At 70.6% G+C, this 26869-nt stretch carries 23 protein-coding genes; 15 read left to right on the top strand and 8 right to left on the bottom strand.

All coding sequences use genetic code 11. From position 1 onward, the window contains the following. Positions 1-8 precede the first annotated feature (8 nt). The 3 genes from BLU09_RS24415 to recR all read left to right on the top strand — a co-directional run bounded on the left by BLU09_RS24415 (position 9) and on the right by recR (position 2133). Entirely contained in the window at positions 9-1121 is a 1113-nt protein-coding gene (locus tag BLU09_RS24415) for a DNA polymerase III subunit gamma/tau (protein WP_244171998.1), read from the top strand. 94 nt (positions 1122-1215) lie between these two features. Continuing rightward, entirely contained in the window at positions 1216-1533 is a 318-nt protein-coding gene (locus tag BLU09_RS24410) for a YbaB/EbfC family nucleoid-associated protein (RefSeq protein ID WP_011552030.1), read from the top strand. A 6-nt stretch (positions 1534-1539) separates the two neighbouring features. Continuing rightward, a complete protein-coding gene (gene recR / locus BLU09_RS24405; protein ID WP_011552029.1) occupies positions 1540-2133 on the top strand; it encodes a recombination mediator RecR in 594 nt (197 codons plus the stop codon). A gap of 36 nt (positions 2134-2169) precedes the next feature. Here recR and BLU09_RS24400 read toward each other — a convergent pair whose 3' ends face one another. Genes BLU09_RS24400 through BLU09_RS24390 form a run of 3 tightly spaced genes read right to left on the bottom strand, consistent with a single transcriptional unit; the run spans position 2170 to position 7570 of the window. Continuing rightward, positions 2170-4083 (bottom strand): protein kinase domain-containing protein, encoded by a 1914-nt coding sequence (locus tag BLU09_RS24400; RefSeq protein WP_090491908.1) that lies wholly within the window; start codon positions 4081-4083, stop codon positions 2170-2172. A 2-nt stretch (positions 4084-4085) separates the two neighbouring features. Continuing rightward, positions 4086-6056: a FecR family protein gene (locus tag BLU09_RS24395; RefSeq protein WP_090491907.1), complete on the bottom strand. Its 1971-nt coding sequence runs from the start codon at positions 6054-6056 to the stop codon at positions 4086-4088. Next, positions 6053-7570 carry an MSCRAMM family protein gene (locus tag BLU09_RS24390; RefSeq protein ID WP_244171997.1) on the bottom strand — a complete coding sequence of 506 codons (1518 nt, stop codon included), beginning with the start codon at positions 7568-7570 and terminating at the stop codon, positions 6053-6055. Before BLU09_RS24390 ends, BLU09_RS24395 begins: the two co-directional genes overlap by 4 nt. A gap of 326 nt (positions 7571-7896) precedes the next feature. Here BLU09_RS24390 and mglB point away from each other — a divergent pair, with 326 nt between their 5' ends. The 12 genes from mglB (at position 7897) to BLU09_RS24330 (ending at position 21825) form a co-directional block, all read left to right on the top strand. Further along, positions 7897-8376 carry a gliding-motility regulator GTPase-activating protein MglB gene (gene mglB, locus BLU09_RS24385; RefSeq protein WP_002637270.1) on the top strand — a complete coding sequence of 160 codons (480 nt, stop codon included), beginning with the start codon at positions 7897-7899 and terminating at the stop codon, positions 8374-8376. 11 nt (positions 8377-8387) lie between these two features. Then, positions 8388-8975 carry a gliding-motility regulator Ras-like GTPase MglA gene (gene mglA / locus BLU09_RS24380; protein WP_002637269.1) on the top strand — a complete coding sequence of 196 codons (588 nt, stop codon included), beginning with the start codon at positions 8388-8390 and terminating at the stop codon, positions 8973-8975. Positions 8976-9096: 121 nt separating this feature from the next. Beyond that, the gene (locus BLU09_RS24375) at positions 9097-9801 is read left to right on the top strand and encodes a dihydrolipoamide acetyltransferase (protein WP_090491905.1); all 705 of its coding nucleotides are present in this window, start codon (positions 9097-9099) and stop codon (positions 9799-9801) included. A gap of 11 nt (positions 9802-9812) precedes the next feature. Beyond that, the gene (locus BLU09_RS24370; protein WP_090491904.1) at positions 9813-12242 is read left to right on the top strand and encodes a tetratricopeptide repeat protein; all 2430 of its coding nucleotides are present in this window, start codon (positions 9813-9815) and stop codon (positions 12240-12242) included. Beyond that, positions 12242-15574, top strand: coding sequence for a tetratricopeptide repeat protein (locus BLU09_RS24365; RefSeq protein ID WP_186818006.1), 3333 nt, complete (start codon positions 12242-12244; stop codon positions 15572-15574). Before BLU09_RS24370 ends, BLU09_RS24365 begins: the two co-directional genes overlap by 1 nt. Beyond that, positions 15571-17040, top strand: a complete 1470-nt coding sequence (locus BLU09_RS24360) for a tetratricopeptide repeat protein (RefSeq protein WP_090491902.1) — start codon at positions 15571-15573, stop codon at positions 17038-17040. Before BLU09_RS24365 ends, BLU09_RS24360 begins: the two co-directional genes overlap by 4 nt. A 7-nt stretch (positions 17041-17047) precedes the next feature. Then, on the top strand, positions 17048-17323 hold the full coding sequence (locus BLU09_RS24355; protein WP_090491901.1) for a hypothetical protein: 276 nt from the start codon (positions 17048-17050) through the stop codon (positions 17321-17323). Positions 17324-17327: 4 nt separating this feature from the next. Then, positions 17328-18671 (top strand): AgmX/PglI C-terminal domain-containing protein, encoded by a 1344-nt coding sequence (locus BLU09_RS24350; RefSeq protein WP_090491900.1) that lies wholly within the window; start codon positions 17328-17330, stop codon positions 18669-18671. A gap of 41 nt (positions 18672-18712) precedes the next feature. Continuing rightward, positions 18713-19159, top strand: coding sequence for a cyclic nucleotide-binding domain-containing protein (locus BLU09_RS24345; RefSeq protein ID WP_090491899.1), 447 nt, complete (start codon positions 18713-18715; stop codon positions 19157-19159). A gap of 87 nt (positions 19160-19246) precedes the next feature. After that, positions 19247-19810, top strand: coding sequence for a hypothetical protein (locus BLU09_RS24340; protein WP_186818005.1), 564 nt, complete (start codon positions 19247-19249; stop codon positions 19808-19810). Positions 19811-19921: 111 nt separating this feature from the next. Continuing rightward, positions 19922-21187, top strand: coding sequence for a hypothetical protein (locus BLU09_RS24335; protein WP_090491897.1), 1266 nt, complete (start codon positions 19922-19924; stop codon positions 21185-21187). 23 nt (positions 21188-21210) lie between these two features. Continuing rightward, complete coding sequence (locus BLU09_RS24330) at positions 21211-21825, top strand: polysaccharide biosynthesis/export family protein (RefSeq protein WP_090491896.1); 615 nt, start codon at positions 21211-21213, stop codon at positions 21823-21825. Positions 21826-21839: 14 nt separating this feature from the next. Here BLU09_RS24330 and BLU09_RS24325 read toward each other — a convergent pair whose 3' ends face one another. Genes BLU09_RS24325 through BLU09_RS24305 form a run of 5 tightly spaced genes read right to left on the bottom strand, consistent with a single transcriptional unit; the run spans position 21840 to position 26786 of the window. Beyond that, the gene (locus BLU09_RS24325) at positions 21840-22661 is read right to left on the bottom strand and encodes an inositol monophosphatase family protein (RefSeq protein WP_090491895.1); all 822 of its coding nucleotides are present in this window, start codon (positions 22659-22661) and stop codon (positions 21840-21842) included. 11 nt (positions 22662-22672) lie between these two features. Beyond that, the gene (locus tag BLU09_RS24320) at positions 22673-23230 is read right to left on the bottom strand and encodes a TlpA family protein disulfide reductase (RefSeq protein ID WP_090491894.1); all 558 of its coding nucleotides are present in this window, start codon (positions 23228-23230) and stop codon (positions 22673-22675) included. A gap of 1 nt (position 23231) precedes the next feature. Beyond that, complete coding sequence (gene mpl, locus BLU09_RS24315; RefSeq protein ID WP_090491893.1) at positions 23232-24704, bottom strand: UDP-N-acetylmuramate:L-alanyl-gamma-D-glutamyl-meso-diaminopimelate ligase; 1473 nt, start codon at positions 24702-24704, stop codon at positions 23232-23234. Next, positions 24697-25878, bottom strand: coding sequence for a serine hydrolase domain-containing protein (locus BLU09_RS24310; RefSeq protein ID WP_090491892.1), 1182 nt, complete (start codon positions 25876-25878; stop codon positions 24697-24699). The genes mpl and BLU09_RS24310 overlap by 8 nt, the downstream gene beginning before the upstream one ends. Beyond that, positions 25875-26786, bottom strand: a complete 912-nt coding sequence (locus BLU09_RS24305) for a S66 peptidase family protein (protein ID WP_090491891.1) — start codon at positions 26784-26786, stop codon at positions 25875-25877. Before BLU09_RS24305 ends, BLU09_RS24310 begins: the two co-directional genes overlap by 4 nt. Positions 26787-26869: the final 83 nt, after the last annotated feature.

Below are 26869 nucleotides of genomic sequence, written 5' to 3'. Positions count from 1 at the left end.
GTGCGCCCGTGGCGCAGGCGCCCGTGCGCGCCAGCGAGCCGCCAGCGCCGATGGCGGCCGTGCGCCAGGACGAGCCGCCTCGTCTTGCGCCTCCTGGCGCCATGCGTCCGGCCGAACCGCCGCCGCCCGGGCCCCACATGGACGGCCTGTCACCGGCAGCGAGCCGCCCCCTGTCGTTCCTCAGCAACGGCGGCGGCGCCACCCCGTCCCCTCAGGGCTACCAGGCCACGCAGATGGTCCCCTCCGGCCCGGTGATGGAGGGACTGTCACCTTCCGCCGCGCGCCCGCTCTCATTCCTCCGCAACGGTGGCTCGGCCCAGGCGCCCACGGCCCCTACGCCCCCGCCCTCCGTGCCTCCCGCGGGCGCCACGCCGCTGTCGCGCACCACCGAGCCCGCGCCAACGGTCCGCGTCACCAACATCCGCCGGCCCGAGCCCATCGCGCCGCCGGAACCTCCGCCCTACGCGGAGGAAGAGGACGCGCGCTACTACCCTGAAGAGAACTCCCCCGAAGGCTGTGCCTCCGGCGAGTGCCTCCCCGAAGTCGCCGCCGCGCCGCCGCCTCCCCCGCCGGCGCCCGAGCCCGTCATCCACCACGAGCCCGAGCCCGAGCCAGAGCCGCCCCCGTCGGCCCCTGTCACCCGCTCCCGGGACAACCCCAACCTGCCCCTCATCGAGCGTTGGCGGGCCGCCGTGGAGACGGTGAAGGCCTCCCATCCCCGGCAGGGCGCGGCGCTCTCCAATGGGCGCTTGATGTCCATGAAGAACGGCGAAATCGTCCTCGGCTTCCTGCCCGTGGCCGGCTTCCACCGCATGGCCGTCAACTCCACCGCGGGCAAGGCCGCCGTGGACAAGGCCCTGGCCGAGCACTTCGGCCGCCAGGTGAAGCTCACCATCCAGGATGCGTCTCCGGACGACCCCCGGCTGGGCCCCAGTCTGGCCGACCAGGACGCACAGACGCGCGCCGCCCACGAGAAGAACACGGACAGCAAGGTCCGCAGCCACCCCGCCGTCCGGGCGGTGCTCAAGTTCCTGGGAGGCGAAATCGAACACATCCAGGTCTACGAGCCCGAGCGCCCCGGGGCCGTGCCAGCGGACGACACCTCCGACGACAGCGCCTGACAACCGCCTCGCGCAACGGTAGGGTGGCGCCCCATTCCACGCCGGGGCGGGGCCATGTCCGTGGCGCCCGCTCCCATGAGCACCGAGGAAGCATATGCCTGGCGTCGACCTGAACTACTTCATCCGGCAGGCGAACAAGCTGACGGAGAAGATTGAAGAGCGGAAGCAGCAGCTGGCGGAAGAGAGCGTGGAGGCCAAGGCCGGTGACGGCCGGGTCACCGTCGTCGCCAACGGCATCCAGGAGATCCGCAGCATCAAGATCGACAAGGAAGCCATCGACCCCAACGACACGTCGATGCTCGAGGACCTCATCACCGCCGCGGTGAACGCCGCCCTGGCGAGCAGCCGTCAGCACATGCAGCGCGAGCTCGCGAAAATCTCCGGCGGCGTCAAGATCCCCGGCATTACCTGATACCGGATGACCCCCGATCCGCTGAATCGACTCGTCGCCCAGCTCGCGAAGCTGCCGGGCATCGGCGAGAAGACCGCGCAGCGCCTCGCGTTCCACATCCTGCGGGCGCCGGGTGAGTATGCCGCGGAGCTGTCGCAGGCCATTCGCGAGGTGAAGGAGAAGGTGCACCTGTGCGTGCGCTGCTTCTCACTCACCGACGCGGAGACCTGCAACTTCTGCCGGGACGCTCGGCGCGACGAGCGTGTGCTGTGCGTCGTGGAGACGTTCGCAGACCTGATGGCGCTGGAGCGCACCCGTGAGTTCAAGGGCCGCTACCACGTCCTGCACGGCGTGCTGTCTCCCCTGGAGGGTGTGGGCCCCGACCAGCTCCGCATCCGCGAGCTGCTGGAGCGCCTCAACGACAGCCGGGTGGAGGAACTCATCCTCGCCACCAACCCGGACGTCGAGGGCGAAGCCACCGCGCTCTACCTGACCCGCCTGCTCAAGCCCATGGGCCTGCGTGTCACCCGCATCGCCCAGGGCTTGCCCATGGGCGGCGACCTGGAGTTCGCCGACCAGGCCACGCTCGCCAAGGCACTCTCCGCCCGCCGCGACCTCTAGGCCACTCACGGTGGCGGCGCGAGACTCCTCGCGCCGCTACTGCGTCACCCGCCACGAGAAAGGCATCACCACCGTGACCTCCTGGTCCCGGTGAGGCGGGAAGCGAAGCCGCTCCGCCTGGGCCTCCAGGCAGCGGCCCACGCCCGACGAAGCCAGCGGTCCCCGCGTCCCCGCCCGCACCTTGCCCGACGAGACGATGGTGAGCTGCACCTGCACCTCGCCCTGGCTCGAAGGCAGGTCCGCCTTGTAGCGCTCGAAGCATGTGGTGATGCGCGCCCGTCCACGCGAGACGACACGCTGCACGTCGTCGATGCCCAGCGTCACCCGCTTCTGCGACGGGGCCTTCTTCGACCGCACAGGCGCCGCGTCCGCCCCTTCTTCATCCGCCTCCGGCTCGGCTTCGTCCGTCTCCGTCGCGCCAGCGGCATCCACGGGTGGCGGCGCCGAATCCGTCGCGGCCACGTCACCACCCGCCCCATTGGCCACGGCGTCCGTCAGAGAACCGGCCTCAGCGGCGGCACCCACGGGTGCCACGGCCTCCATCGGCGCGCCGGCCTGAGCGGCAGCCGCCTCCGGTGCCACGGCCTCCACGACGGGCGCCGTGGCCGGCACCAGCGACACCGAAGCGGGCGTCGTCATCCACTGCCGATATCCAACGATGCCCGCCGCCGCCAGCATCAGGCCACCCGCCAATCCCACCGCCAGCGTACGCCAGCGTCGGCCTCCGGCCGTGGTGGCGGGCTCCGTCGACGTCGGCCCACGCGACGCCGCGCCGTGGGCAGGCACGCCTGGCGAGGAGGGCCGCATGGACATGCCGGGGCGCTGGGCGGACGTGGCATCCCCCTCCCGAGCCAGCACGCCATACAGGTTCGTCCCGTGTGCCTCCGCACCCGGTGCCTGCCCTTGCGCCCCCACCGCGCCGCCTCCGTACGTCGCGGTGAGCGTGGCCAGCGTGGGAATGCGTGAGCGCTCGGTGAAGCGCTCCTCACCAAAGTGCCCCTTCAAGAAGGCCCCGAGCGGCATCGCGCCGGAGCCGCTGAGATGCGCCGAGAGGAACGTCTCCAGCGCGTCCGCGAACGCCTCCGCGGTGGGGTAGCGGTCCTCCGGCTTGAAGGCCATGGCCTTCAGGAGGATGGCCTCCAGTTCCTCGGGCAAGTCCGGCCGCAGCTCGCGCGGCGGCTTGAGCTCGCCCTGCAGCAGCGCGTTGAGCACCGCCAGGTCGTTCTCCCGGGAGAAGGGCCGCACATGGGTGAGCGCCTCATACAGGCTCACGCCCAGCGCGAAGATGTCCGCGCGGCGGTCCACCTCCTTGCCGCGCGCCTGCTCCGGCGCCATGTACATGTACTTGCCCTTCACCACGCCTGTGCGCGTGTTGACGAGCCGCGACTCGGCCTTGGCGATGCCGAAGTCCAGCACCTTCACCTGCCCCTGATACGTCAGGTACAGGTTCGACGGCGAGATGTCGCGGTGGACGACGTTCAGCGGCTGCCCGGCCTCGTTGGTGAACTCGTGCGCGAAGTGCAGCCCGCGCGCCGCGTCGATGAGGACACGGAGCACGACGGGGAGCGGCACGTAGTGGCGCTTGCGTCCGGCCAGCCGCAGCGTTGTGGAGAAGTCCTCGCCCGCGAGGTACTCCATGCAGATGTAGTAACAGCCCTCCGCGAAGCCCAGCTCCTGAATCTGCACGATGTTCGGATGGGCCAGCTTCGCCGCCAGCCGCGCCTCGTCCCGGAACATCTCCACGAAGTCAGGGTTGTTCGTCAGGTGCGGCAGCATCCGCTTGATGACGACGTTGCGCTCGAAGCCGTCCGCGCCCAGCAGCTTGGCGAGGAAGATTTCCGCCATGCCGCCTTCGGCCAGCTTTCGCACGAGCACGTACGGGCCATAAGGCTGGAGCAGGGGCACGAGGCCCGCTTCCGTCACAGGCAGGGTCGTCTGGGGGGGGGACATCCTCACGGCCCTCGCTGTTTCAGAGTGCGCACCGTATGGACCGCCGGGGCACCAGGACGCGTCATCTTAAACACCAATACGGGCGGCGAGCCCACCGGCTCCACCCAGGTGTTGAACCGGTGTTTGCCATCCAGCGCCACCGGGCGTCCATTGATGGACAGGCGGGCGTCCACAGGTGCGACACCGGCCGCGCGCACCTTCGCGCCCGCGGCCTGCCCGTTGCGCGGTGTGGACACCATGAGGACCGGCACCGAGTTGTCGTAGACCAGTTCCAGCTTGTTCATCCGTCCCCCCTTGAGCTGTGCACCCGTGGCGGAAAGCGGCGTGACGGACCAGAGGTAGTTGCCCTCGCTCAGCGCACCGGCGTCCAGCGCGGCGCGAGCCTCCGTCACGGTGCGTTCAGCCACCGGCGTATCCAATGCCCCCGCGCGGTACACCGCCACACGGTAGCGCGCCGCGGAGGTCTCCGAGGCGTAGGTGAAGGTCACCGCCGGGGGCTTGTCCTGGTAGAAGATGGTCGTCTTCTCCGGCCCCTCGGGCACCACGTTGCGCACCCGCGCCAGCGAGCGCACCGCGCGCTCCGGCGCGAACGACGCGCTTCCCGACACCTGCGTCCCATCCTTGCGGCGCACCCGCCAGTGGAGCATGCCGCGCACCGGCGCGGGCACGTTGATGAAGGGGCGGTACACCGTGCCTGACAGCACCGGCCGCGTGAAGGCCGCGTCCTCCGCGACCTCCACCGTGGCCTCGCCCTCCCCTTCCCAGGTGATGGCCACCTCATGCAGCCCTGGATGGAACACCTCCGCGCCGTCGACGACGCCCAGGGCCAGCGGCGCGGGCGCGAGCGGCTCGACGCGTGGCGCCTGCGCGGAGGACGCCTCCACCGTGGCGCGCTCACCCGCGCGCAGCGCCTGCCGGGCGGCTCCGCGAACCAGCGTCACCTGTCCGGTGAGCGCATCCACCAGATAGCCCGCGGCCGTGCGGCGCACCGCCAGCCGCGCTTCACCGCCGCCCTCCACCTGTAGCCCCGGCAGCACCAGCCGGCTGGTACGCCCTCGCGCGAGCTGCAGGTTCAGCCAGCCCCGCAACAAGTCGAAGCGCGCCTCGTCCGTGGCGCCGCCCTGCTCCGCGGATGTCAGCACCAGCTCCGCGTCCGAGCCCAGTGACGCCACCGTGGCCGAGCCCTCCAGCGCCAGCACCGCGGAGCCCCCGCGCCGGGTGCGTACGCTGCCTCCCGGCGATAGCACCTCGCCCTGCTTCGCCACCGGACGCCAGTCCGACGCCCCCTTGGCCCGCACCTCCGCGCGCCCCGACGCCAGCCGTACCGTCACCGGAATCGGCGCCAGCTCCAGGACACGCCCCCCGCGAGCCACCAGCTCCGTCCGGCCGGACGTCGCCTCCACCGCGTCGCCTTCGGACGCGCGCAGCGTCTTGCCATCGCGGCCCACGAACTCGATGGCGCCCAGCCGCACCTCGACGCGGCCCGCGTCCTCGGCCACCTGCACGCGCACCTCGCTGGGTTCATCCGCCCCCACGCGCGTGAGGCCGAAGGGCGTGCGGATGGTCAGCGCCACCTTCGAGCCTGGGCCCATGCGCGTCGCACCAGCGGGCACGCGCGACAACAGGATGCCCCGCTCCACTTGAAGCACGATGCCTCCCGAGTCCGAGCCCAGCGCGAAGCGCGCGTCCGGCCCCACCTCCACGGAACGGCCATCCGGGAAACGCACCGTGGCCGCGCCACCCACGGCCGTCTCCACCGCGTCGCCCCCGTACAAGGGACCCTCTTCGGCGGGCGCCCGCTTGCCGCCTCGCTCCAGGCGCACATCGCCGCTCAAGCCCTCCAGGCGGCCCAGCACTTCGCCAGCGCCCGCGTCGACCACCGCCGAGGGCCCGGGAGGCGGCGCCACGGCGTCATCATCACACCCCGCGACGAGGAGCAGCAGGACCAGGAACCAACGACACGGGGCACTCACCGTTTCCCCCTCGGGAAGAGGTCGACATTGAGGATGGTCCGCTCCCCCTCGCGCAGGGTGATGACCTTCGTCTGGGACAGATGCCCTCGCGCGGAGATGGTGATGCGGTAGGTGCCACCCCGCACCTGGACATTGAAAGCCCCCTTCGCATCCGTGCGCGCGCGCACCCGGGCCTTCGTGATGAGGAGGGTCGCCGCCAAGGGCTTGCCCCCTCGCGCGTTGCGGACCTGTCCCACCAGCGTGGCCCGCGTCCCCTTCTTCTCCGGCGCCAGTGGCACCGACAGCGTGGACTCCTGCCCGGCGATGACCACCGCGGCTTCATCCGCGGACCGGAAGCCGGAAGACGCCACCGCGACAGCCACGGGCCCCGGAGCCAGGTCCCTCACCACCACCTGCCCTGTCAGGTCCGTGCGCCCCTGGGCCGTGCCCACCGACACGCGAATGTCCGGCAGCGGCGCGCCCGTCCGCGCATCCACCACCGTCACCCGCAGCGCGCCCGTCGGTGGCGGCAGTGGCGCGGCTCGGACCTCCAGCTCCGCGCGCGTGCCCTCCTCCACCGTGGCCGTCGCCTCCGCGGACGCGTATCCCTCCGCCGTCACCTGCGCGGACACCGGCCCGGGCGACAGGGACGCCACTTCGACGAGGCCCTGCGCGTCCGCCACGTGCGCCTCGCCCTCCACCATGACCCGCGCTCCGGGCAGCGGCGCGCCTGTCCGTGCGTCGAGCACGTGAAACCGCACGCTCCCGGGCACCACCACCGGCATGGGCACCTGCCGCGTCGTCTGGACACCGCCATGCCACGCCAGCTCCAGCGCCGCGCCCATCCGCCGCAGCCGCTGCCGGGACTGCGTCCCATCCTCCAGCGTCACCGTGTCCTGCACGTGCTCGAAGTCCAGCACCAGCGTGCCCGTCCAGCGCTCCGCTCGCCGCAGCGGCACCAGCAGCGCACCACCGGCGGAGAACCCCTTCGCCTCCGCCCGGGCGCCCGTGGCGTCGCGCACCGACAGAGAGACGGGCAGCTCACCGCGCGCCTCCAACTGCAGCCCCAGCATCAGCGGAAAGCGCACCAGGCCGCCCACCACCGCCGCATGCCGCACGCCCTTGAGGAACACGGGCTCGGCCGAGTCACTGAAGTGGGGAAGCTGCGAGAAGCCATAGCCCGCGCCCAGCTCCGCGCGCACCGGGCCCAGGAAGGCGCGCGCCCGGGGGCCCACCGAGGCTCGCCACAGGCTGCCACCGGTGATCCGCAGCGCGCCCTCCCGCAAATCGAAGGCCTCCCGCTGCAACCCGGCCCACGCGCCCAACCAGGACGTGCCCAGCCACGCAGTGCCCACGGCCGCTACGTCGTTCGGCGTGAAGCCCTCATAGGTGAGCCCGGGCCCTACATCCGCCTGACGGCCGTCACGGAGGGACAGCCCATAGCGAAGGCGCGACGAGGCGTGCTCGGCCACTTCCTCCGCGTGGGCGGGGGACGTGGCAAGCAGGACGAGGAGCACCAGCGCCAGGCGCGCCACGAAGCAACGCGGGAGAAGCGGGGGCGGCAAAACGCAGCGGAGTATAGAGAAAGCCGGGAAGGCCCCCAACCCCGTGGGACGGGCTCATTCAGGCCCCACGCGCTCAGAGTGCGGATCCGTGGCCTCCACCCCACAGTGCGTCCGGAGGGCATGGGAACGGGCACGGAACCTCCTCCAGGAAGCGGAAGGCTTCTTGCTGGAGTGGATACGCTTTGCTAAGCATCCTGACGGTCGGTAGCGCCTCGTCTAACCTCGTGGATTCACTCTAGAAACATCGGAGCGTCGCCATGAGCGGGACGAGCGAACGCTGAGGAGCGCATACGCCCATGGGCACGCAACTGGTGATGTACGAAGAGGAGTTCACCAAGATCAACGCCGTTTGCGACCGGCTTACCAAGGACGCGAACGCGAAGGTGGTCTTCCTCGTCGACAAGAACGGGCAGCTCATCTCCTCCGCGGGTCAGACGCAGAACATCGACACCACGTCACTGGCCTCGCTGACGGCCGGTAACGTGGCCGCGATGGGTGGCCTGGCCAAGCTGATTGGGGAGAACGAGTTCCCCAACCAGTTCCACGAGGGGGCCAAGGACTCGCTGTACATGACCATCGTCGGCAGCCGGGTCGTGCTGGTCGTCATCTTTGACAACCGCACCAGCCTCGGCCTCGTCCGCCTTCGCATCAAGAAGGCCAGCGACGAGCTCACGAAGATCTTCGAGAGCCTGGTGAAGAAGACTGACAGTCCTGGAGCTGGGTCGCCCTTCGCCGAGATCTCCGACGACGATATCGACAACCTCTTCAGCGAGTAACCCGGGAAGCCATGTCCTTCATCAACTACTCATCCCGCGAAATCAACTGCAAGATTGTCTATTACGGGCCCGGGCTCTGCGGGAAGACGACCAACCTTCAGTACATCTACAACAAGACCGCCGCGGAGACGAAGGGCAAGCTCATCTCCCTCTCCACGGAGACGGACCGCACGCTCTTCTTCGACTTCCTGCCGCTGTCGCTCGGTGAGATTCGCGGCTTCAAGACGCGCTTCCACCTGTACACGGTGCCCGGTCAGGTCTTCTACGACGCCAGCCGCAAGCTCATCCTCAAGGGCGTGGACGGTGTCGTGTTCGTGGCAGACAGCCAGATCGAACGTATGGAAGCGAACATGGAGTCGCTCGAGAACCTCCGCATCAACCTTGCGGAGCAGGGCTACGACCTGAACAAGATTCCGTACGTCATCCAGTACAACAAGCGCGACCTGCCCAACGCGGTGACGGTGGAGGAGATGCGCAAGGCGCTCAACCCTCGCAACATCCCGGAGTACCAGGCCGTGGCTCCTACGGGCGTGGGCGTCTTCGACACGCTCAAGGCCGTGGCCAAGCTCGTCCTCACCGAGCTCAAGAAGGGTGGTTGAAGCAAGCGCCCAGGCGGGCGACCGCGGTCCCCGCCCACGGCGTGGCAAGACGTCCTACAGGCAAGGGTGCTATGTCTTCCCTTGCCGTCAGGTCGGACCGTCTGCCCACTGAGGTCGTACCGTGCGTGTCGCCGCCACCTTCCCGCTCCTCGCCCTGCTGAGCGCCGCCCTCTGTGGGCCGGCGCTCGCGCAGGAGCCCGCTGCCTCCGCTCCTCCTTCCACACAGGCCGCGGCGACCGCGGACGAGGCGTTCGACACCCGCGTGAAGACGCTGGAGGAGAACGTCGTCGACCTGAAGGAGAAGATCTACCGCTCCAAGGCGCGCCTGCTGCTGTTGCAGGAGACGGTGCTGGGCGGTGATGTCTCCACGGGCGCTCGCGCCGTCATCATCCACAAGAACGAGATGGGCGGCTCCTTCGAGCTGGAGTCGGTGGCGTACGCGCTCGACGGCGCGCCCGTCTACACGCAGGTGGATGAAGAGGGCCACACGGACCTGGGCAAGCGCGAGCTCTTCGAGGTCTTCAACGGCCGCATCGTCCCCGGGCAGCACCAGCTCGCCGTGCGCCTCGTGTACCGGGGCAATGGCTACGGCGTGTTCAGCTACCTGGAGGGCTACAAGTTCAAGGTGCAGTCCAGCTACACCTTCAACGCGGAGCCGGGGAAGACGTCCACCGTGCACGTGGTGGGCTACGAGCAGGGTGGCATCACCACGGACCTGAAGGACCGGCCCGCGGTGCGCTACGACGTCTCCGTCGCGCGTGAGTCCGGCCGCAAGGCCGCGCCCGCCGCGCCGCCGCCCGTCACCCGTTCCACTCCCGGGCAGTAGAGGGCCAGACGGTGAACGCCTCACTCCGCGCCCTCGCTCTCGCGGCGGTCCTGCTGGGGCCGGCGGCCGTCCGCTCCGCCGAGCCCACGCAGGCACCCGCGCCCCCGCCGACCGCGCGCGACCTGTCGCCGCGGCTCGACGCGGTGGAGACTGGACTGCTCGGCGTCGAGGAGAGCCTCCACTTCGTGGAGACGCAGTTCACCCAGCGCGCCGAGCCCAGTGACGACGACGCCCTCGCGCGCCGCTTCTCCGACGGCGAAATCCACTACCTGCTGGGCGACTGGCCGGCGGCGTCGGTCCTCTTCTATGACCTGGTGAGCGACCCGCGCTTCCGCCCGCATCCGCGCTATCCGGACGCGCTGTTCTACCTGGCGGACTCGCTCCTGGAGCAGCGCAACGACATTGGCGCGCGCCTGTACCTGCGCGAGCTGCTGGCCCTGCCCCCGACTTCCGGGCACTACCGCGAGGCCCTGTCGCGCTACCTGACGGTGGCCGGCCGCCTCAATTATTTCGAGGGTGTCGAGGCCTACGTGGCGCAGGCCCGCGCGCTGTCCGGTGGGCAGCTGTCCCCGGAGATTGCCTACGTCCACGCGAAGTGGCTGTTCCGGCGCACGGACCTGTCTCCGGCGGACCGCATCGCCCAGGCCCGCGCCGCCTTCACGCCACTGGCGCAGGCGCCCAACGGCGCCTTCCGGCTCCAGGCCGCCTACCACCTGGGCGTGTTGTCCGTGCAGGAAGGTGACCTGCCCGCGGCCATCACCCGCTTCCAGCAGCTGGCCACCCCGCCCTCCGCCCAGGCGGCACAGGCCGCTCCGGGCAGGACGGGTCCTCGCCGCTCCGCGCCCACGCCGGAGGAGGAGGCCCGCCGCGTGCGCGAGCTGGCGCTGATGTCATTGGGGCGGCTGCTGTACGAGACGGGCCGCTTCGACGACGCGCTGGACCGCTACGGCCAGGTGCCGCGTGACAGCGAGTCCTTCCCCGACTCCCTCTACGAATCCGCCTGGGTCCACGTGCGCCGGGGCCACTACCAGCAGGCGAAGAACGCCATCGACATCCTCCTGCTGGTGGCGCCCGACTCGCAGCTCGCCGCCGAAGGCCGCATCCTCCAGGGCAACCTGCTCCAGAAGCTGCGCCGGTACGACGAGGCGACCGACACCTATACCCAGGTCATCGACACCTTCCGGCCCCCCAGGGAGCAGGTGGACGCGCTGCTGAGCTCGCACAGCGACCCGGTGGCGTACTTCGACCGGCTGCTGGTGCGCGCGGACGGCCCGCTGGACATGCGCACGGTGCTGCCGCATCTGGTGCTGAAGTACGCCACCACGCAGCGTGAGGTGGCGGACGCGGTGCGGACGGTGGAGGACATCGACAGCGGTCGCCGGGGCCAGAGCGAGGCCGCGGACATTGCCCAGCGCATCCTCCACGCCCTGGACACGCGCGGTCTGGAGACCTTCCCGGAGCTGCAGGAAGCCAACACGCGCGCGGACGCGGTCGACACCGCCCTCACCCAAGCGGAGGCGGAGCTGGTGCGGGTGGAGACGCTCGCGATGCAGGCCGTGCTCACGCCCGCCGAGCTGGCGCGGCTGACGGAGGCCCAGCACGCGCGTGCAGCCCTGGAGCGCCGCTTCTCCGCGCTGCCCACCTCATTGAAGACGCTGGAGGACCGCCGCGAGCGCATGCAGCGGCGCGTGGACGCGCTGGACCGCGAGGCCCACCGGCTCGACTTCGAGCTTCAGTCCCTCAACGCCATCGCCGCCTCGATACGCAAGTGGGTGGAGGACTCGCGGCCATACCGGCAGACGCCCTCGGACGAGGAGCGCGAGTTCCTGGTGCAGTTGCAGGCCGAGGTCCAGACGCTGAAGGACCTCAAGGCGGAGCTGACCGCCACGCGCGCGCGGCTGGCGGACGAGCGCAACGCCGTGGACACCACCCTGGCCGGCGAGCGCGCCATCCGCACCGCCTATGCCGATTCCCTGCGGCGCGAGCACGCCATCCTGCGCGAGGCGGAGCCCCGGGCGGACGCGGAGGTCCTGGCCACGCTGCGGCGCACCCAGGGCGTGCGCGGCCGGCTGGACGGCCTGCGCGAACGCGTGACGACGGCCCGGAACGTGGTGCGCGAGCGGCTGGAGCGCCGGGGCCGCGTCATCCGCGAGAAGGTCGTGGCCGAGCAACAGCTTCTGGAGCGCTACGAGGCCGAAGTCGCCACCGTCTCCGGTGACGCCAGGCAGTTGGTGGGCCGCATCGCCTACGACAGCATCCGCCGCGTGCGGCAGCAGTTCTACGACCTGGTGCTCAAGGCGGACGTGGGCGTGGTGGACGTGGCCTTCAACGAGAAGCAGGACAAGACGACGGCCATCCAGACGCTCTCCACGCAGAAGGACGAGGCGCTGCGCGAGCTGGACGCCGAGTTCCAGGACGTCCTGTCCGAGGTGAAGGAGTGATGCGCTCCCGTCTCCTCGCCGCGCTGCTCGCCCTGGGTGGCCCCGCGTCCGCCGCGGAGGCCCCCGCCGCGCCCGCGCCCCCCTACCTCCAGGGCATGGGACGCACGCCCGAACAGGAGGCGCTGTTCCAGGAGGTGAGCAGCGCGCTGGAGCTCTACGAGTCCGAGGCGCGCGAGTTCCACCGCGAGGTGCAGGAGCTGGTGGAGCAGCGCTACGAGCAGAAGCGTGGCGCGCTGGCGGCCTCCTACGAGCAGCGCATCAAGGACCTGGAGGCCCAGGAGCGCCGCGAGCGGCTGGACGCCATTGCCCGGTTCGAGGAGTTCCTGCGCCGCTACCCCACCGAGCCGCGCTTCACGCCGGACGTGATGTTCCGCCTGGCGGAGCTGTATTACGAGCGCTCGTCGGACGACCACCTGCTGGCGATGAAGGACTACGCGGAGCGGCTGGAGGCGCACGACAAGAACCCGGACGCGGAGTTCCCCACCGAGCCGCGCGTGGACTACGCGCCCTCCATCGCGCTCTACCGCAAGCTGCTGGCCACCTTCCCGGACTACCGCCTCAACGACGGCGCCTGGTACCTGCTGGCCTACTGCCTGGAGAAGCAGGACCAGTACGACGACAGCCTCCACGCGTACCAGCAACTCCTCGCGCGCTACCCGCAGAGCCGCTTCGCCACCGAGTCCTGGGTGCGCATCGGCGAGTACTGGTTCGACAACTACGAGGACCCGCAGGCCCTGCCCAAGGCCGCGCAGGCCTACGAGGCCGCCACGCGCGACGCCTCGCACCCGCTCTACGACAAGGCGCTCTACAAGCTCGGTTGGACGTACTACCGCCTGGACCGCTTCGAGCCAGCGGTGACGTCCTTCCTGACGCTGGTGGAATTCTACGAAGCCCAGCGCGTGGCGAAGGGCGACGCGACGGCCGGCGGCGACCTGCGCGAGGAAGCCCTCCAGTACGTGGCCATCTCCCTGGCGGACGACACCTGGGGTGGCATCGCCCGGGCGGATGCGCTCTTCGCCGAGCGTGGTCCGCGCCCCTACGAGGCCGAGGTGTACCAGCGGCTGGGCAACGTCTACTTCGACCAGACGAAGCACGCGCCGGCCATCGAGGCCTATCGCCGGGTGCTGCAGAAGGCGCCGGACGCGCCGGACGCGCCCCTGGTGCAGCAGCGCATCGTCCAGGCCTACGAGCGGGACCGCATGCTGGGCCTGTCCTTCGCAGAGTCCGAGGCCCTGGCCAACCTCTACCAGCCCGGCGGCGCCTGGTACGAGAAGAACAAGGGCGACACGGCGGCCATCGCCCGCGCCAACGCGCTGGCCGAGCGCAGCCTGTACGGCAGCGCCACCTACCACCATCAGCAAGCCCTGGTCTTCAAACAGGAGGGCAAGTTCGAGCAAGCCCGGAGCGCCTTCGACATCGCCGCCCGCGCGTATGGCACGTACCTGGAGCGCTTCCCGCGGACGAAGAGCGCGGGCGACATGCGGTTCTATTACGCGGAGTGCCTCTACAACGCCTTCCAGTTCGCCGCCGCCGCGCGCGCCTACGAAGAGGTGCGCGACACGGACGCGGCCAACAAGCACCGCCCGGACGCGGCCCTCAACGCGGTGCTCGCGTGGCAGAAGCAGCTCACGCTGGACATCCAGGCGGGCACGGTGCCGGAGGCCAAGGCGCTGCGCTCGACGGAGCGTCCCCCGGGCCAGGCCGTGAAGCCCCGCCCCTTCGCGCCCACCGAGCAGAAGCTGGTGGCCGCCGCGGACGCCTACGTCGCCCTGCTGCCCGCTGGAGAGAAGGCGCCCGGCATCGCCTACCAGGCCGCGGAGCTGTACTACGCGCACGACGACTTCCCCGAGGCGCGCCGCCGCTTCGAGGCCCTCATCCAGGCGTACCCGAGCCACGAGGTGGCCCGCTACGCCACCAACCTCACCATCGAGACCTTCCTCATCGACGAGGACTGGCGGAGCGTGGAGTCCGTCAGCGCGCGGCTGGCCAGCAACGACAAGGTCATCGACCCGTCCAGCGACCTGCACAAGCAACTGGTGAAGTTCAAGCTCGCCGGCCGCTTCAAGCTCGCCGACCAGCTCATGGCCGAGTCGAAGTACGAAGAGGCCGCGGCGAAGTACATCGAGCTGGTGGACGAGTCGCCCCGCCACGAGTTCGCGGACAAGGCCCTCAACAACGCCGCGGTGGCGCATGAGAACACGCGCCGCTTCGACTCCGCCCTGAAGCTGTACGAGCGCATCTACCGCGAATACCCGTCGTCCCCGCTGGCCGGCGGGGCGCTGTTCCGAGTGGCGGTGAACGCGGAGAACTCCTACGACTTCGACAAGGCCGTCGTCAGCTACCAGAAGCTGGTGAAGGACTACCCGGAGTCGAAGGACCGGGAGGCGGCGCTGTTCAACGCCGCGCGCCTGCTGGAGGGCCAGCAGCGCTACCCGGAGGCCGCCGCCGCCTTCATGCGCTACGCGGACCTGTTCCCCAAGGCGGAGGACGCGCCCAAGAACCAGTACCGCGCCGCCATCATCTACGAGAAGCAGGGCAACCCCCGTGGCGAGGTCCGCGCGCTGCAGGAGTTCGTGCGCAAGTTCGCCTCGCAGTCCGGACAGGTGGAGCTGGTGGTGGACGCGCACCGGCGCATGGGAGACGCCCACCAGAAGCTGGGCAGCACGCGCGAAGCCCAGAACGCCTGGGCGCGGTCCGCGGCGGAGTTCGACCGGCGCAAGCTCCAGCCGGACACGCACCCGCTGGCCGCGGATGCCGCCGCCTACAGCCGCTTCCAGCTGGCCGAGCTGGAGTTCCAGAAGTTCGACAAGCTGAAGATTGGCGGCAAAGGCAAGGCGCTGGAGCGCAGCTTCACGGCCAAGCGCAACGGCGTGAAGTCCGTCAACACCGCGTACGCGCGCGTCTACCCGTACAAGCAGCTGGAGTGGACGCTGGCCGCGCTCTACCGCCGGGGCTACGCCCTGGAGCGCTTCGCCAACACCATCATCGAGACGCCCGTCCCGGCGGAGGTGAAGCGGATGGGCGAGGAGGCGGTGGTCGTCTACCAGGACGCGCTGGTCCAGCAGACCACCGCGCTGGAAGAGGCCGCCGTGGAGAGCTACGCCGCCACGCTGGCCGAGGCACGGAAGAACCGCCTCACCAACGAGTGGACGCGCCGCACGCTGGAGTCCCTGAACCGCTTCCGGCCCAAGGAATACCCGGTGCTCAAGGAGCCCAAGCAAGCGCTCGCCGCGGACGCCACCTACCCGGATGGGCTGGTGGGCAGCATCAGCGGCCCCGTGCGCTCGACGCCGCAAGAGGGCCCGCGCCTGTCCGGAGAGGGAACCAAGTGAGTCCTGGCCCGCGTCTCTCATGCGCCCGCGCGCTGACCTCCGTGGTGCTGGCCTCCAGCCTCTGGCTGTCCGCGTGCGCCACCACACCCCGGCCAACGCCCGAGGAGACCTCCGCCGCCGAGGACGCGGGCACCACCGCCGCGCCACCGCCGGACGCCGGCGCCACCACGGAGGCGCCGTCCCCGCCCCCCTCCCGTCCGGAAGCGCCGCGCGGCCCCGAGCGCGACTTCGTCGAGGCCGTGGAGATTGCGCGCCGGGGCGAGCTGACCGCGGCCGAAGCGGCGCTGCGCACCCTGGTCGAGCTGGACCCGAAGCTGGACTACGCGTGGACGAACCTGGGCATCGTCCAGGAGCGGATGGGGAAGACCGCGGACGCGGAGCGCTCCTACCGCAAGGCGCTGGACGTGGCCCCCGAGCAGCAGTCCGCGTGGGACTGCCTGGCGCGCCTGTATGGCCGCACCGGCCGCACGGCGAAGCTGGAGGCCGAGCTGCGTGAGCGGCTGTCCTCCCAGCCGGACTCGGTCGCGCTGCGCACGGCGCTGGCCATCACCCTGCTCCAGGCGAAGAACCACGCCGCCGCCTCGGCCGAGGCCAAGCAGGCGCTGAAGGGCGACGAGCGGCACGTGCGCGCCATGCAGGTGCTGGCGCAGGTCTACTACCGCGAGGGCAAGCACGAGCTGGCGCGCATGGTGCTGGAGAACGCCCGCGCCATCGACCCGAAGGACGCGGCCACGCACAACGCGCTGGGGCTGGTGTACCTGGCGCTCGACTCGCGTCCCCAGGCCCTGGAGTCCTTCAAGACGGCCGCGCAGCTGCGGCCAGACTTCGCCGAGGCGCGCAACAACTTCGGCGCCATGCTCAACGAGGCCCAGGACTACGAGGCCGCCGTCACCGAACTGGAGGCCGCGGTGCGCGCCGCGCCGGACTTCGCGTCGGCCCGCCTCAACCTGGGCAACGCCCACCGGGGTCAGGGGAACTTCGCGCGGGCCCGCGCCGAGTACGAGCAGGTGCTGATGCTGATGCCGCGCGCCGCGGACGCGTACTTCAACCTGGCCATCCTCTACCTCGACGTGGAGCCGCCGGGGATGGAGCCGCTGAAGCGCTACAAGACGGCCCTCACCCACTTCGACAACTATCAGGCGCGCGGCGGACGCGACGACCGCATCCCCCAGTACGTGAAGGACGCGCGCAAGCTCATCGACCGCGAGGAGCGGCGCCTGGAGCGCGAACAGAAGGACCAGTTCCGAAAGGCCGCCGAGGCACAGAAAGCCGCCGAGGCCAGCCCCCCCGAGGGAACACCGCCCGCCCCCTCGGTGTCCAACCCCGAGCCGGGCACGCGCGTCGCGGCGCCTGGCGCCTCACCTTCCACCACCTCCGCCCCAAGCAGCCCGGCACCGTCACCGGACGGCGCGTCCGCTGCCCCGGTGCCCACCGGCTCGGGTAGACTCACCACCGACTCCCAGTAAATCCGCCATGCGCTCCGCCCTCGCCCTCATCGTGATGCTCGCCGCCGCGCCCGTACTGGCCCAGGACGCCAGTCAGGCCTCCTCGTCCAGCAGCGGCGCCGCGTCGCCGAAGAAGGCCCCGCGCAAAGTCATCCGCCTGGAAGCCATCACCGTCGAAGGACGCATCCAGAAGCCCCAGGCCATGTACATCCTCCAGCGCTCCAACCTGAGCTTCGACGACCTCAGCCGCACCGAGAGCTTCGTGCCCAAGGTCGAGAAGAGCGTGGAACAGGAACCCTTCTAGTCCCATGGCCGCCACCTCGCAGAACAAGCTGCTCCGCGTCGGCGTCATCCAGAACGGCCGCATCGTCGAAGAGCACCACGTCCGCCGCGAAGCGGTCACCATCGGCCACGACGCGAAGAACACCATCGTCCTGCCCGCCACCGAGGGCCGGCCCGCCCGCTTCGCCCTGCTGGAGAACACGAACCAGCAGTTCCTGCTCGTCATCGCGCCGGACATGAAGGGCCGCGTCAACCTGGGCTCGTCCGACGTGGACTTCGAATCCCTGCGCGCGCAGGGCCTGGCCACCCGCCGCGGCGACCTGCACGTCCTGCCCCTGCCGGAGAGCGCTCGCGGCAAGGTGGAGCTGGGTGACGCCACCCTCTTCTTCCAATTCGTCACGCCGCCGCCCGACGAGGCGAAGCCGGTGCTGCCCACGGACGTCATGGTCAGCCGGTGGAAGACGATGGACCGCGTCTTCTTCGGCATCCTCGCCGCCTCGCTCCTGGTCCACTTCTCCGGCGCCGCCCTCATCATCACCTCGGAGACGCCGCAGGTGGCCGAGCTGGAGCTGGACGAACTGGATGACCGCTTCGTGCGCGCCATCATCCCCCAGCGCCCGGTGGAGGCCCCCAAGCCGGCGGACACGGGTGCCACCGAAGCGCCCAAGAGCGACAAGCCCGATGCCGCGCCCAAGGAGGACACGCCCGCGGAGAACAAGCCCTCGGGTGACGCCGCCCAGCAGCGCCGCGCGGAGGTGGTGAAGAAGGTCTCCGGCAAGGGCCTGCTGAAGATTCTGGGCTCCAATAGCGGCGGTGGCCAGGGTGCCTTCGCGGACGTGCTCGGCGGCGCCAGCGGCGGCGGTGACATCGCCGAGGCCCTGGCGGGCGCGGGCGGCGTGGGTGTGGCCCGTGAGGCCTCCGTGGGCGCCACCGGCGGTCCTCGCGGCGGCGGCACGGGCACGGTGACGGACATCGGCGCCATTGGCACCCAGGGCGGCGGCAAGGTGGACCTGGGCGACAAGAAGGAGACGGTGGTGAAGGGCCGCGTGCAGGACGCCACGCCCGAAATCGAAAGCGCCGACGTGGACCGCGACGCGCTGGCCCGCTACGTGCGCGCGCGCAAGGCCGCCATCCAGAGCTGCTACGAGAAGGAGCTCAAGCGGAACCCCAACCTCAAGGGTAAGGTGGTGGTGCGCTTCACCATCAAGACGTCCGGCCGCGCCGGGGACATCGAAATCGAGGAGAACACCCTGGGCAGCGAGGCGGTGGGCAGCTGCATCCGCACCACCATCCGCAGCTGGGTGTTCCCCTTCAAACCCGACGACGAGACAGCCGTTTCCTACCCCTTCGTCTTCGCGCCGGCGGGCTAGGCTCCCGGCCGGGAGCACCCAGCCCGGGCCCCGGGGGGACCATGGAGAAGCTGTCCGTCATCGCCGCATCGCCGCTCTTCGAGATGCTCTCCTCCGCGGAGCTCGGCCATCTCGCCGAGCTGGCGCGGGCGCGGCACTTCGCGGCCGGGGACGTCATCTTCGAAGAAGGGGATTTGGGCGACAGCCTCTTCGTCGTCGTCCGCGGGCAGGTGGAAGTCTCGCGCCGTCAGCCCCAGGGGGGCTTGCATCCACTGGCGGTGCTGTCCCCTCCCGAGTTCTTCGGGGAGATGGGCCTCATCGACAAGGACTTCCGCTCCGCCACCGTGTGCGCGAAGACGGACGTGGACCTGCTTCAGCTCAGCGCGCAGGACCTGCGCGAGTTCCGGAGGACCCATGGAGATGGGTTCACCTTCATCGTGGTGAATATCGCCAGGAGCCTGTCTGCCCGTTTGCGCGAGGCCAATGTTCGTCTCGCAACGAAGGACTGACTAGTCAGTCCTGACCACTTTCATCGCCCTCGTGTTGGTTTGACACCCCCCACCCCTGCCTCTACGCTCTGCGGCATCGTGAGCCGCATGCGCAACGTCGGAATGCTTGCCGTCCTGGCCGCCGGCATGGCGACGGCACAAAGCCCGTCCCCCGCCGCGCCGCCAGCCCCTCCCGCCGCCACCGCGGCGCTGGAGAAGGCCAGCGACGTGCCGGACTCGGCGAAGCTGGTGCGCAGCACGCAGGCCCTGAGCGGCATGCGCGAGGTGCTGCGCTCGGTGTTGGGGAAGGTGGAGGAGGCCCGGCGGACCAAGGACGTGGTGAAGCTCAACTGCGCCAACGAGAAGCTCACTCAAATCAAGGGCCTGCTGCGCATCTCCGAGCAGGCGGACGTGTCCCTCCAGGAGGCGGTGTCCCGCCAGGAGTCCTCGTCCAGCGAGCACGAGTTCACCAAGGTGATGATCGCCCGGCAGAAGGTGGGACAGCTCCGCTCGGAGGCCGAGGAGTGCATCGGCCAGCTCGCCTTCCGCACCGATGAAAATCTCTTCGTGGAAGTGGAGGAGCCCAACAATCTCCCCGGAGGAGACCCCAGCCGTCCCCCCACACCCGACATCGTCCTGGTGCGCCCACCTCCCGCCAGCCCCGTCCGGTAACCCCGCCAACAAACCTTCGGTCCGGCCTGACTCGCATGTTATGACGCCGTCGGCCGCAAGCACGAAAGGTGGGAGGAAATGCGCCTCACACCTGGGAAGCCCTTCTCAGCCATGAAGCAGCCCGCGACATTCTGGGGAGGACTGGGTGCACTGGCGCTGCTCGCGCTGGGCGGCACGGCCTCCGCCCAGGGCATCGCGGCGCCTCCCACCGGGGGAAACGGCTTCAAGGTGGGTTCCGGGCGGCTGCACCCCTACTTCGACCTGGAGACGCGGCTGGACAGCGGCGTGGGCTACTTCTCGCCCACCTCCAACGCGGAGCCCACCAGCGACCCGGTATCGGGCAACCTGTCGGGCGACGTAGCGCTGCGCTTCCGCCCCGGCTTCCGGCTGGAGATTCCGTCGTCCACGATGGCGTTCAACCTGGGCGCCAACCTGGACTACGTGATGTACACGGGCCTGATGACGAAGAACTCCAGCGCGGCCTCGCGCATGGAGGGCGCGGCGGACCTCAACGCGCGCTTCAACCCGGACGCCCCGCTGACGCTGGAGGTGTCGAACCAGTTCGCGCGCTCGGACCGCACGCGCACCGCGGCCGTGGGCGTGGGCGTGCTCAGCCTCTTCAATGAAGCGCGCGTGAAGACCCCGTGGCGCCCCGGCGGCGGCGCGCTGGAGCTGACGCCCAGCGTGGCCTACGCGGTGGAGTTCTTCCAGCCGCTGAGCTCGGTGAGCCCCGTCGGCTGCACCGAAAGCGTGTGCGACCCGGCCGCCGTGGAGCGCTTCGACTACGGCAACCTGCGCGTGGGCGCGGAAGGCCGCTGGCGCTTCCTGCCGAAGACGGCGGTGGTGCTGGACACCAGCCTGGACGTGCGCAGCTACTTCAACGACAGCACGCCGGACGCCACGCTGCTGCGCGCCATGGGCGGCGTGGCGGGCCTCGTGTCCCCCAAGGTGGCCGTCACGGCCAAGGCGGGCTGGGGCCAGAACCTCGGCAGCACCGGCGGCGGCACCTTCCTGGGGCAGTTGGAGGGCACCTACCTCTACAGCCCCACCCTGAGCTTCAAGGCGGGCTACCTGCGCACCCTGGAGCCCGTGGCCGCCTACGGCTTCTTCACGGACAACCGGGGCTACGGCGAGGTGCGCGCCCTCTTCGGCGGCAAGCTGACGGTGTCCGGCGGGCTCGCCGTGGACTTCCTGCGCTTCGACGGCGGCCGGAAGGACACCGTCGTCGGCGTGAATATCGGCCCGGAGTACCAGTTCTACCCGTGGCTGACGGGCGCTGCAGGCTACATGCTGGGTCGCCGCTCCTCCTCGGTGGATGGCGGCGGCCTCAACTACTCGCGGCACGAGGGGTACGCCCGCCTCTCCGTGACGTACTGAGTGAGCGTCTGTCCCTCCTGGAGATGAACAGCTTCCGCGCCGCCCTCACCGCGCTGTCCCTGATGACGCTGCCCGCCTGCTTCGGCACGTCGCAGCGCCCGCCGCCGCCCGCTCCCACGCCCGCCGCGGAGGCCGAGGCCGCGCGCTCCAGTGGCGGCAAGCTGGGGCCCGGAGACGTCGTGGAGGTGCGCGTCTTCCAGGAGCCCGAGCACTCCGGCACCTGGCGCCTGTCCAGCGAGGGCACCATCGACTACCCGCTGTGCGGCAAGGTGCCGCTGTCGGGGACGACGCCCAGCTCGGCGGCGGACCAGCTGCGGGACTGCCTGGCGCGCTACGTGCGCCGCCCTCAGGTATCGGTGCTCATCCGCGAGTACAACTCACAGAAGGTGTTCGTCTTCGGTGAGGTGCAGAAGCCGGGCACCTTCCCCGTGGACAACGAGATGTCCATCGTCCAGGCGATTACGCTGGCCGGCGGCTTCACCAAGCTGGCGGCGAAGAACAACACGCTGGTGACGCGCGTGGTGGACGGGCAGGAGCGCAAGATTCGCGTGCCCGTGGAGGACATCGGCGTGGGGCGGGAGAAGAACTTCATGCTCCAGCCCGGCGACATCGTCTTCGTGCCGGAGAGCTTCTTCTAGCCTTCGCCTGAGCCTCAGCCACGCGGAGGCTGTTCACGCAAGCCGTCCATGAAGCGCTTCGCCTCGAACAGCAGCGCCGGGGCCAGCGCGGGCGCGGAGGCAAGCACGTCGCCGCGCAGCACGTCGAAGGGCTCACCGGAGATGTGGCGGATGACGCCGCCCGCCTCCTCCACCAGCAGCGAGCCCGCGGCGATGTCCCACGGCTTCAAGCCGAACTCGAAGAAGCCGTCGAAGCGGCCCGCGGCCACGTAGGCCAGGTCCATGGCGGCGCTGCCCGTGCGGCGCATGCCCTGCGCGTGGAGGATGAGGCGGGTGAAGAGGCCCACCGGCCCCTCTGGGCGCTCGCGCACGTCGTAGGGGAAGCCCGTGCAGAGCAGCGCCCGGTCCAACGAGGTCACGGTGCTGGCGCGCAGCGGACGGCCATTGAGGGTGGCGCCCTGCCCGCGCGCGGCGGAGAACAGCTCGTCCAGCATCGGGTCATAGACGACGCCAGCCAGCACGCCACCGGGGCCCTCCACCGCCACGCTGACGCAGAAGTGCGGCACGCGGTGCGAGTAGTTGGTGGTGCCGTCCAGCGGGTCCACCAGCCAGCGCAGGCTGTCGGTGCCCTGCGTGGCGCCGCTCTCCTCCGCGAGGATGGCGTGGTCGGGGTGGCGCTCGCGGATGAAGGCGAGCAGCGCTTCCTCGGAGGCCTTGTCCGCGTCCGTCACCAGGTCGATGCCACCCTTGAACTCGATGGTGCGCTCGCCCAGGAAGCGGTCCGCGAGGATGCGGCCAGCGAGCCGGGCCCCCTCCTCGGCGGTGCGGCGCAGGCTGTCGGGCGAGTCCTGGGACATGACGCTCTCCTCTACGGGGTGGGCTCGGCGAGCAGCGCCTCGAGCTCCGTCTGGTACTTCGCGAGGAACTCCTCGGCGAAGCCTTCATGGACGTGGCGCACCATGCCCTTGCGGTCGATGAAATACGTGGTGGGCATGCCCCGCACCTTGAGGGTGCGCTCGGCCACCTGGGCGTTCTGGTCCAGGAGGACGGGCAGCGTCACCTTCGTCTCCGCCAGGAAGGTGGGGATGGCGCGCGGGTCCTCGTCGATGTTGAGCGCGTACACCTTCAGGCCCTGGGCCGCGTACTCGTTCGCGAGGTCCTGGTAGTAGGGGAGCGCGTCCTTGCAGGGCTCGCACCAGGTGGCCCACACGTCGAGCACCACCACGCTGCCCCGGTCCGAGGCGAGGTCATACGGCTCGCCGCCGGGATAGCGCTTCACCTGGAAGTCCAGCGGCTGCGAGCCCTTGAGCCCGCTGCGCTGCGAAGCCCCCTGCCCCTCAGGCCCCAGAGGCGGAAGGGCGGGAGCGCTCGCACAGCCGGACAGCGCGAGCGCCCCAACGACGACGGCGAATGGCAGGCGCGGCATGTCAGGCTCCCTTCTGCGCCCGGGCCGAAAGGGCCGCGAGCACCTTGTCGATGAAACCACCAAAGGCCCCGTTGCTCATCACCAGCAGCACGTCGCCGGGACGGGCCTCGCGGGCGGCCAGGTCCACCAGGGCCTGCACGTCCGTGGCGCCCTCGGCGGGGATGCCCTGGGCCTGGAGGTCGGTGACGAGCTTGCGCACGTCCAGTTCCTCGCCCACGGGCACCTTGTCGTGGCGCTCGGGCACCTTGAGGCTGGCGCGGGCCGCGCCGGTGAAGGCGTGGGCGTAGTCCTCCTGGTGGATGTTGCGGCGGCTGGTGTTGGAGCGCGGCTCGAAAATCGCCCACAGCCGCCGCTCCGGGTAGCGGTGGTGAATGGCGGCGATGGTCTCCCGCACCGCCGTCGGGTGGTGCGCGAAGTCGTCAATCACCATGACGCCGTCTGGCTCGCCGCGAAGCTCCTGCCGGCGCTTCACGCCGCTGAAGGTGGCCAGCCCCTGCGCGATTTCGTCGAAGGTGAGCCCCAGGCCCTGCGCCGCGGCGATGACGGCCAGCGCGTTCTCCACGTTGTGCGCGCCGCCCATGGGGAGCTGCACCGTGCCCTGCACCTCGCCGCGCGCCACCACGTCGAAGCGGGCGCCGTCCGGGCCGAAGGACAGGTTGCGAGGCGTGTAGTCCGCGTCCGCGCCCTCCTGCGCCACGTACGTCACCACGCGCCCCGGGCAACCCTCGCGCGCCAGCTTCACCGCGTTGGGGTAGGCGGCGCAGACGATGAGCTGTCCGTCCTGGGGGATGAGGCGGACGAACTTCTCGAAGGTCGCCTCGTAGTGCGGCAGGTCGCGGAAGATGTCCGCGTGGTCGAACTCCACGCTGGTGAGGATGGCGGTGCGTGGCCGGTAGTGGAGGAACTTGGAGCCCTTGTCCCAGTACGCGGTGTCGTACTCGTCGCCCTCCACGACGAAGTGCGGCCCCTTCCCCACGCGGTAGTTGCCCGCGTAGTTCTGCGTGACGCCGCCCACGAGGAAGGACGGGTCCTTGCCCGCCGCCACCAGCACGTGGGCCATCAGCGAGGACGTGGTCGTCTTCCCGTGCGTGCCGGCCACGACGACGGAGTGCGAGCGGTCCAGGAAGAGCGAGCCCAGCGCGGCGGGGAAGCTCATCTGCTTGAGGCCGCGCTCGCGCACGGCGGTGGCCTCGGGATTCACGCGGCGGATGACATTGCCGATGATGACGAGGTCCGGCTTCGCCGCGTCCAGGTTCTCCGGACGATACGGCGTGGCAGCGGGGATGCCCCACGTCCGGAGCATGTCGCTCATGGGCGGGTAGACATTCTCGTCGCTGCCGGTGACGTCGTAGCCGGCGGCCTTGAGCATGCCGGCGAAGGAGCCCATGCCCGTGCCCGCCACGCCCACCAGGTGGATGCGGCGCACGCTGCCGGGTTCGAGGGTGTCGAGGACGTTTCCGTTGTCGTCAGCCATGGTGTCCCTGCTTCGTTTCAGTGAGCTCGAGCGCCTCCACGACGAAGTCATGGAAGAGCGGTCGGAAATCCCGGATGCGCGTTTCCTGGCGGCCGTTGGCCACGCGGTTCGTCACCAGCGCCACCACCAGCGAGCGGCGCAGGTCCACCCAGAGGCTGGTGCCGGTGAAGCCCAGGTGTCCCACCGCGCCCGGCGGGGTGTCGCCAATGTAGTGCCCGGCGCTGGACACGCCCTCGGAGGGCGAGTCGAAGCCCATGGAGCGGGTGCTGGCCTCCACCTTCGGGTCCGTGGCCAGCGCGCGGTGCCACAGCGGCCCCGGCGCGATGACGGCCCCGCCCGCGCAGCCGTCCAGCACGGCCTGGCCGAAGCGGGCCACGTCCACGGCGGTGCCGAAGAGGCCCGCGTGACCGGCGACGCCGTCCATCACCCAGGCGTTGTCGTCGTCCACTTCACCCGGGCGCGTGGGCTGAGTGGGCACGTCCTTCCACAGCGCCTCCTGCCCTGGAGCGGGCTCGCGCGGGCGGGTGGCGCCGGTGGGCGCGGGCATGGCGTCCGCGGGGAAGTCGGTGAGGCGGTGGAAGCGGGCGCTGAGGCCCAGGGGCTCGGCGACGTGGCGGGAGAAGAGCGTGTCCAGCGGAGCGCCCGCGGCCCGCGAGAGGATTTCGCCCAGGAGGATGAAGCCCACGTCGCTGTAGGCGGCGCGCGTCTGGGGCTCGGCGGCGAGCGGCGTGGCGGCGGCGGCCTGGATGACCTCGTCGCGGACGCGTGCGCGCAGGGCGGAGGGACAGTCCGCGTCCAGCAGCTCGGGGTGCGCGGTGAGCGCCTGCGCGAAGAAGGGCACGAAGGGCGGCAGGCCGGAGCGGTGGTAGAGCAGGTCCGCCACGGTGACGCCCGCGTCGCCCACGGGCGTGCCCGGGAAGTAGCGGGACACCAGCGTCTCCGGCCCCACCTTCCCTTCCGTCCACAGGCGGAGGAAGAGCGAGGTGGTGCTGATGACCTTGGTGAGCGACGCCAGGTCGAAGCGCGTGTCGCCGGAGACCTTGCCCGCGACGCCGCCGAACACCTGGACGCCCCGGTGCAGCACGATGGCCTGGGCCGAGGGAAAGACGCCCAGGTCACAGGCGTCATCGAGGACCTTCTGCAGAATCGCGATGGGGTGGGTACCGCCACTCATGCCCGCACGGCTCCTTCGAGGAAGGTGAGGCGCGCGGCGTCCGCGTCCAGGCGGACCTGGGTGCCGAGCGCCACGGGGTAGTTGAGGTCACCGTGGCCGATGGGGAAGCCCGCCGCGCAGGGAAGGCCCGCCTCGCGCGCGAGCTCACGGAGCACGTCGGCGCTGGAGTAGTCCGCGCCCTTCTCCTCGCACCCCGTGAAGTCGCCCAGGACGATGCCTCGCACGCGGGAGAAGACACCCGCCAGGCGCAGGTGGGTCCACATGCGGTCGATGCGGTACGGGCGCTCGGTGACGTCCTCCAGCAGCAGCACCGCGCCGTCGAGCGGCGGCATGTACGAGGTGCCGATGAGGCGCGACAGCACGGACAGGTTGCCGCCTACGAGGTGCCCCTCCGCCATGCCGGGCACGTAGGTCGCCGAGCCCGCCAGCGGGGGCGGCGCCTCGGGGGACTCGAGGAGTCGGAACAGGTACTCGCGCACCGCGGGAGGCTGCCGGCCGAGCTGCGTGACGACGGGCCCGTGGAAGGAGACGCGCCCCAGCGCCTGGAGCGCACCGTGGACGGAGGTGAGGTCGGAGAAGCCGACGAAGGCCGCGTGCGAGGCGTCCGCGAAGGGCAGGTCCGGCAGGAGCCGGGCGCTGCCGTAGCCACCGCGGGCGCTGAAAATGGCGCGGGCGTCACGGTCCAGCAGGGCGCGCGACAGCTCCCCGCCCCGGCGCGCGTCATCCCCCGCGAGGTAGCGGTGGGCGGCGAAGATGTCGGGGCCGTGGACGGGGCGGTAGCGCTCCGCGATGACGGCCAGGCCGGCCTCGAAGCTCGGGCGGTCGAAGGGCCCGGAGGGGGCGACGACATGCACGGCGTCGCGAGGACGGAGCGGAAGGGGCTTGAGCCAGCGCACGGGGCGCTTCATAGCACCCGGGGCCCGGGGGGCACGGTGATTCGAGGCCCGGGCGGGCGAAGCGTTGAGTCCCCCCGTCCGTCGGGACTCGGACA

It is taken from the genome of Myxococcus virescens (assembly GCF_900101905.1).
GTDB classification, from domain to species: Bacteria; Myxococcota; Myxococcia; order Myxococcales; family Myxococcaceae; genus Myxococcus; species Myxococcus virescens.
Note: the sequence above shows the minus strand (reverse complement) of the source record. Positions and strands in the feature narration are given on the sequence as shown.

Bases quoted from the DNA above. Each gene is read 5' to 3' on its own strand.
- BLU09_RS24365 (WP_186818006.1), top strand. From the start codon at position 12,242: ATGCGCTCCCGTCTCCTCGCCGCGCTGCTCGCCCTGGGTGGCCCCGCG.
- BLU09_RS24335 (WP_090491897.1), top strand. From the start codon at position 19,922: ATGAAGCAGCCCGCGACATTCTGGGGAGGACTGGGTGCACTGGCGCTG.
- mglB (WP_002637270.1), top strand. From the start codon at position 7,897: ATGGGCACGCAACTGGTGATGTACGAAGAGGAGTTCACCAAGATCAAC.
- BLU09_RS24410 (WP_011552030.1), top strand. From the start codon at position 1,216: ATGCCTGGCGTCGACCTGAACTACTTCATCCGGCAGGCGAACAAGCTG.
- BLU09_RS24355 (WP_090491901.1), top strand. From the start codon at position 17,048: ATGCGCTCCGCCCTCGCCCTCATCGTGATGCTCGCCGCCGCGCCCGTA.
- BLU09_RS24350 (WP_090491900.1), top strand. From the start codon at position 17,328: ATGGCCGCCACCTCGCAGAACAAGCTGCTCCGCGTCGGCGTCATCCAG.
- recR (WP_011552029.1), top strand. From the start codon at position 1,540: ATGACCCCCGATCCGCTGAATCGACTCGTCGCCCAGCTCGCGAAGCTG.
- BLU09_RS24345 (WP_090491899.1), top strand. From the start codon at position 18,713: ATGGAGAAGCTGTCCGTCATCGCCGCATCGCCGCTCTTCGAGATGCTC.
- BLU09_RS24310 (WP_090491892.1), bottom strand. From the start codon at position 25,878: ATGAGTGGCGGTACCCACCCCATCGCGATTCTGCAGAAGGTCCTCGAT.
- BLU09_RS24305 (WP_090491891.1), bottom strand. From the start codon at position 26,786: ATGAAGCGCCCCGTGCGCTGGCTCAAGCCCCTTCCGCTCCGTCCTCGC.
- BLU09_RS24320 (WP_090491894.1), bottom strand. From the start codon at position 23,230: ATGCCGCGCCTGCCATTCGCCGTCGTCGTTGGGGCGCTCGCGCTGTCC.
- mglA (WP_002637269.1), top strand. From the start codon at position 8,388: ATGTCCTTCATCAACTACTCATCCCGCGAAATCAACTGCAAGATTGTC.
- mpl (WP_090491893.1), bottom strand. From the start codon at position 24,704: ATGGCTGACGACAACGGAAACGTCCTCGACACCCTCGAACCCGGCAGC.
- BLU09_RS24400 (WP_090491908.1), bottom strand. From the start codon at position 4,083: ATGTCCCCCCCCCAGACGACCCTGCCTGTGACGGAAGCGGGCCTCGTG.
- BLU09_RS24330 (WP_090491896.1), top strand. From the start codon at position 21,211: ATGAACAGCTTCCGCGCCGCCCTCACCGCGCTGTCCCTGATGACGCTG.
- BLU09_RS24325 (WP_090491895.1), bottom strand. From the start codon at position 22,661: ATGTCCCAGGACTCGCCCGACAGCCTGCGCCGCACCGCCGAGGAGGGG.
- BLU09_RS24340 (WP_186818005.1), top strand. From the start codon at position 19,247: ATGCGCAACGTCGGAATGCTTGCCGTCCTGGCCGCCGGCATGGCGACG.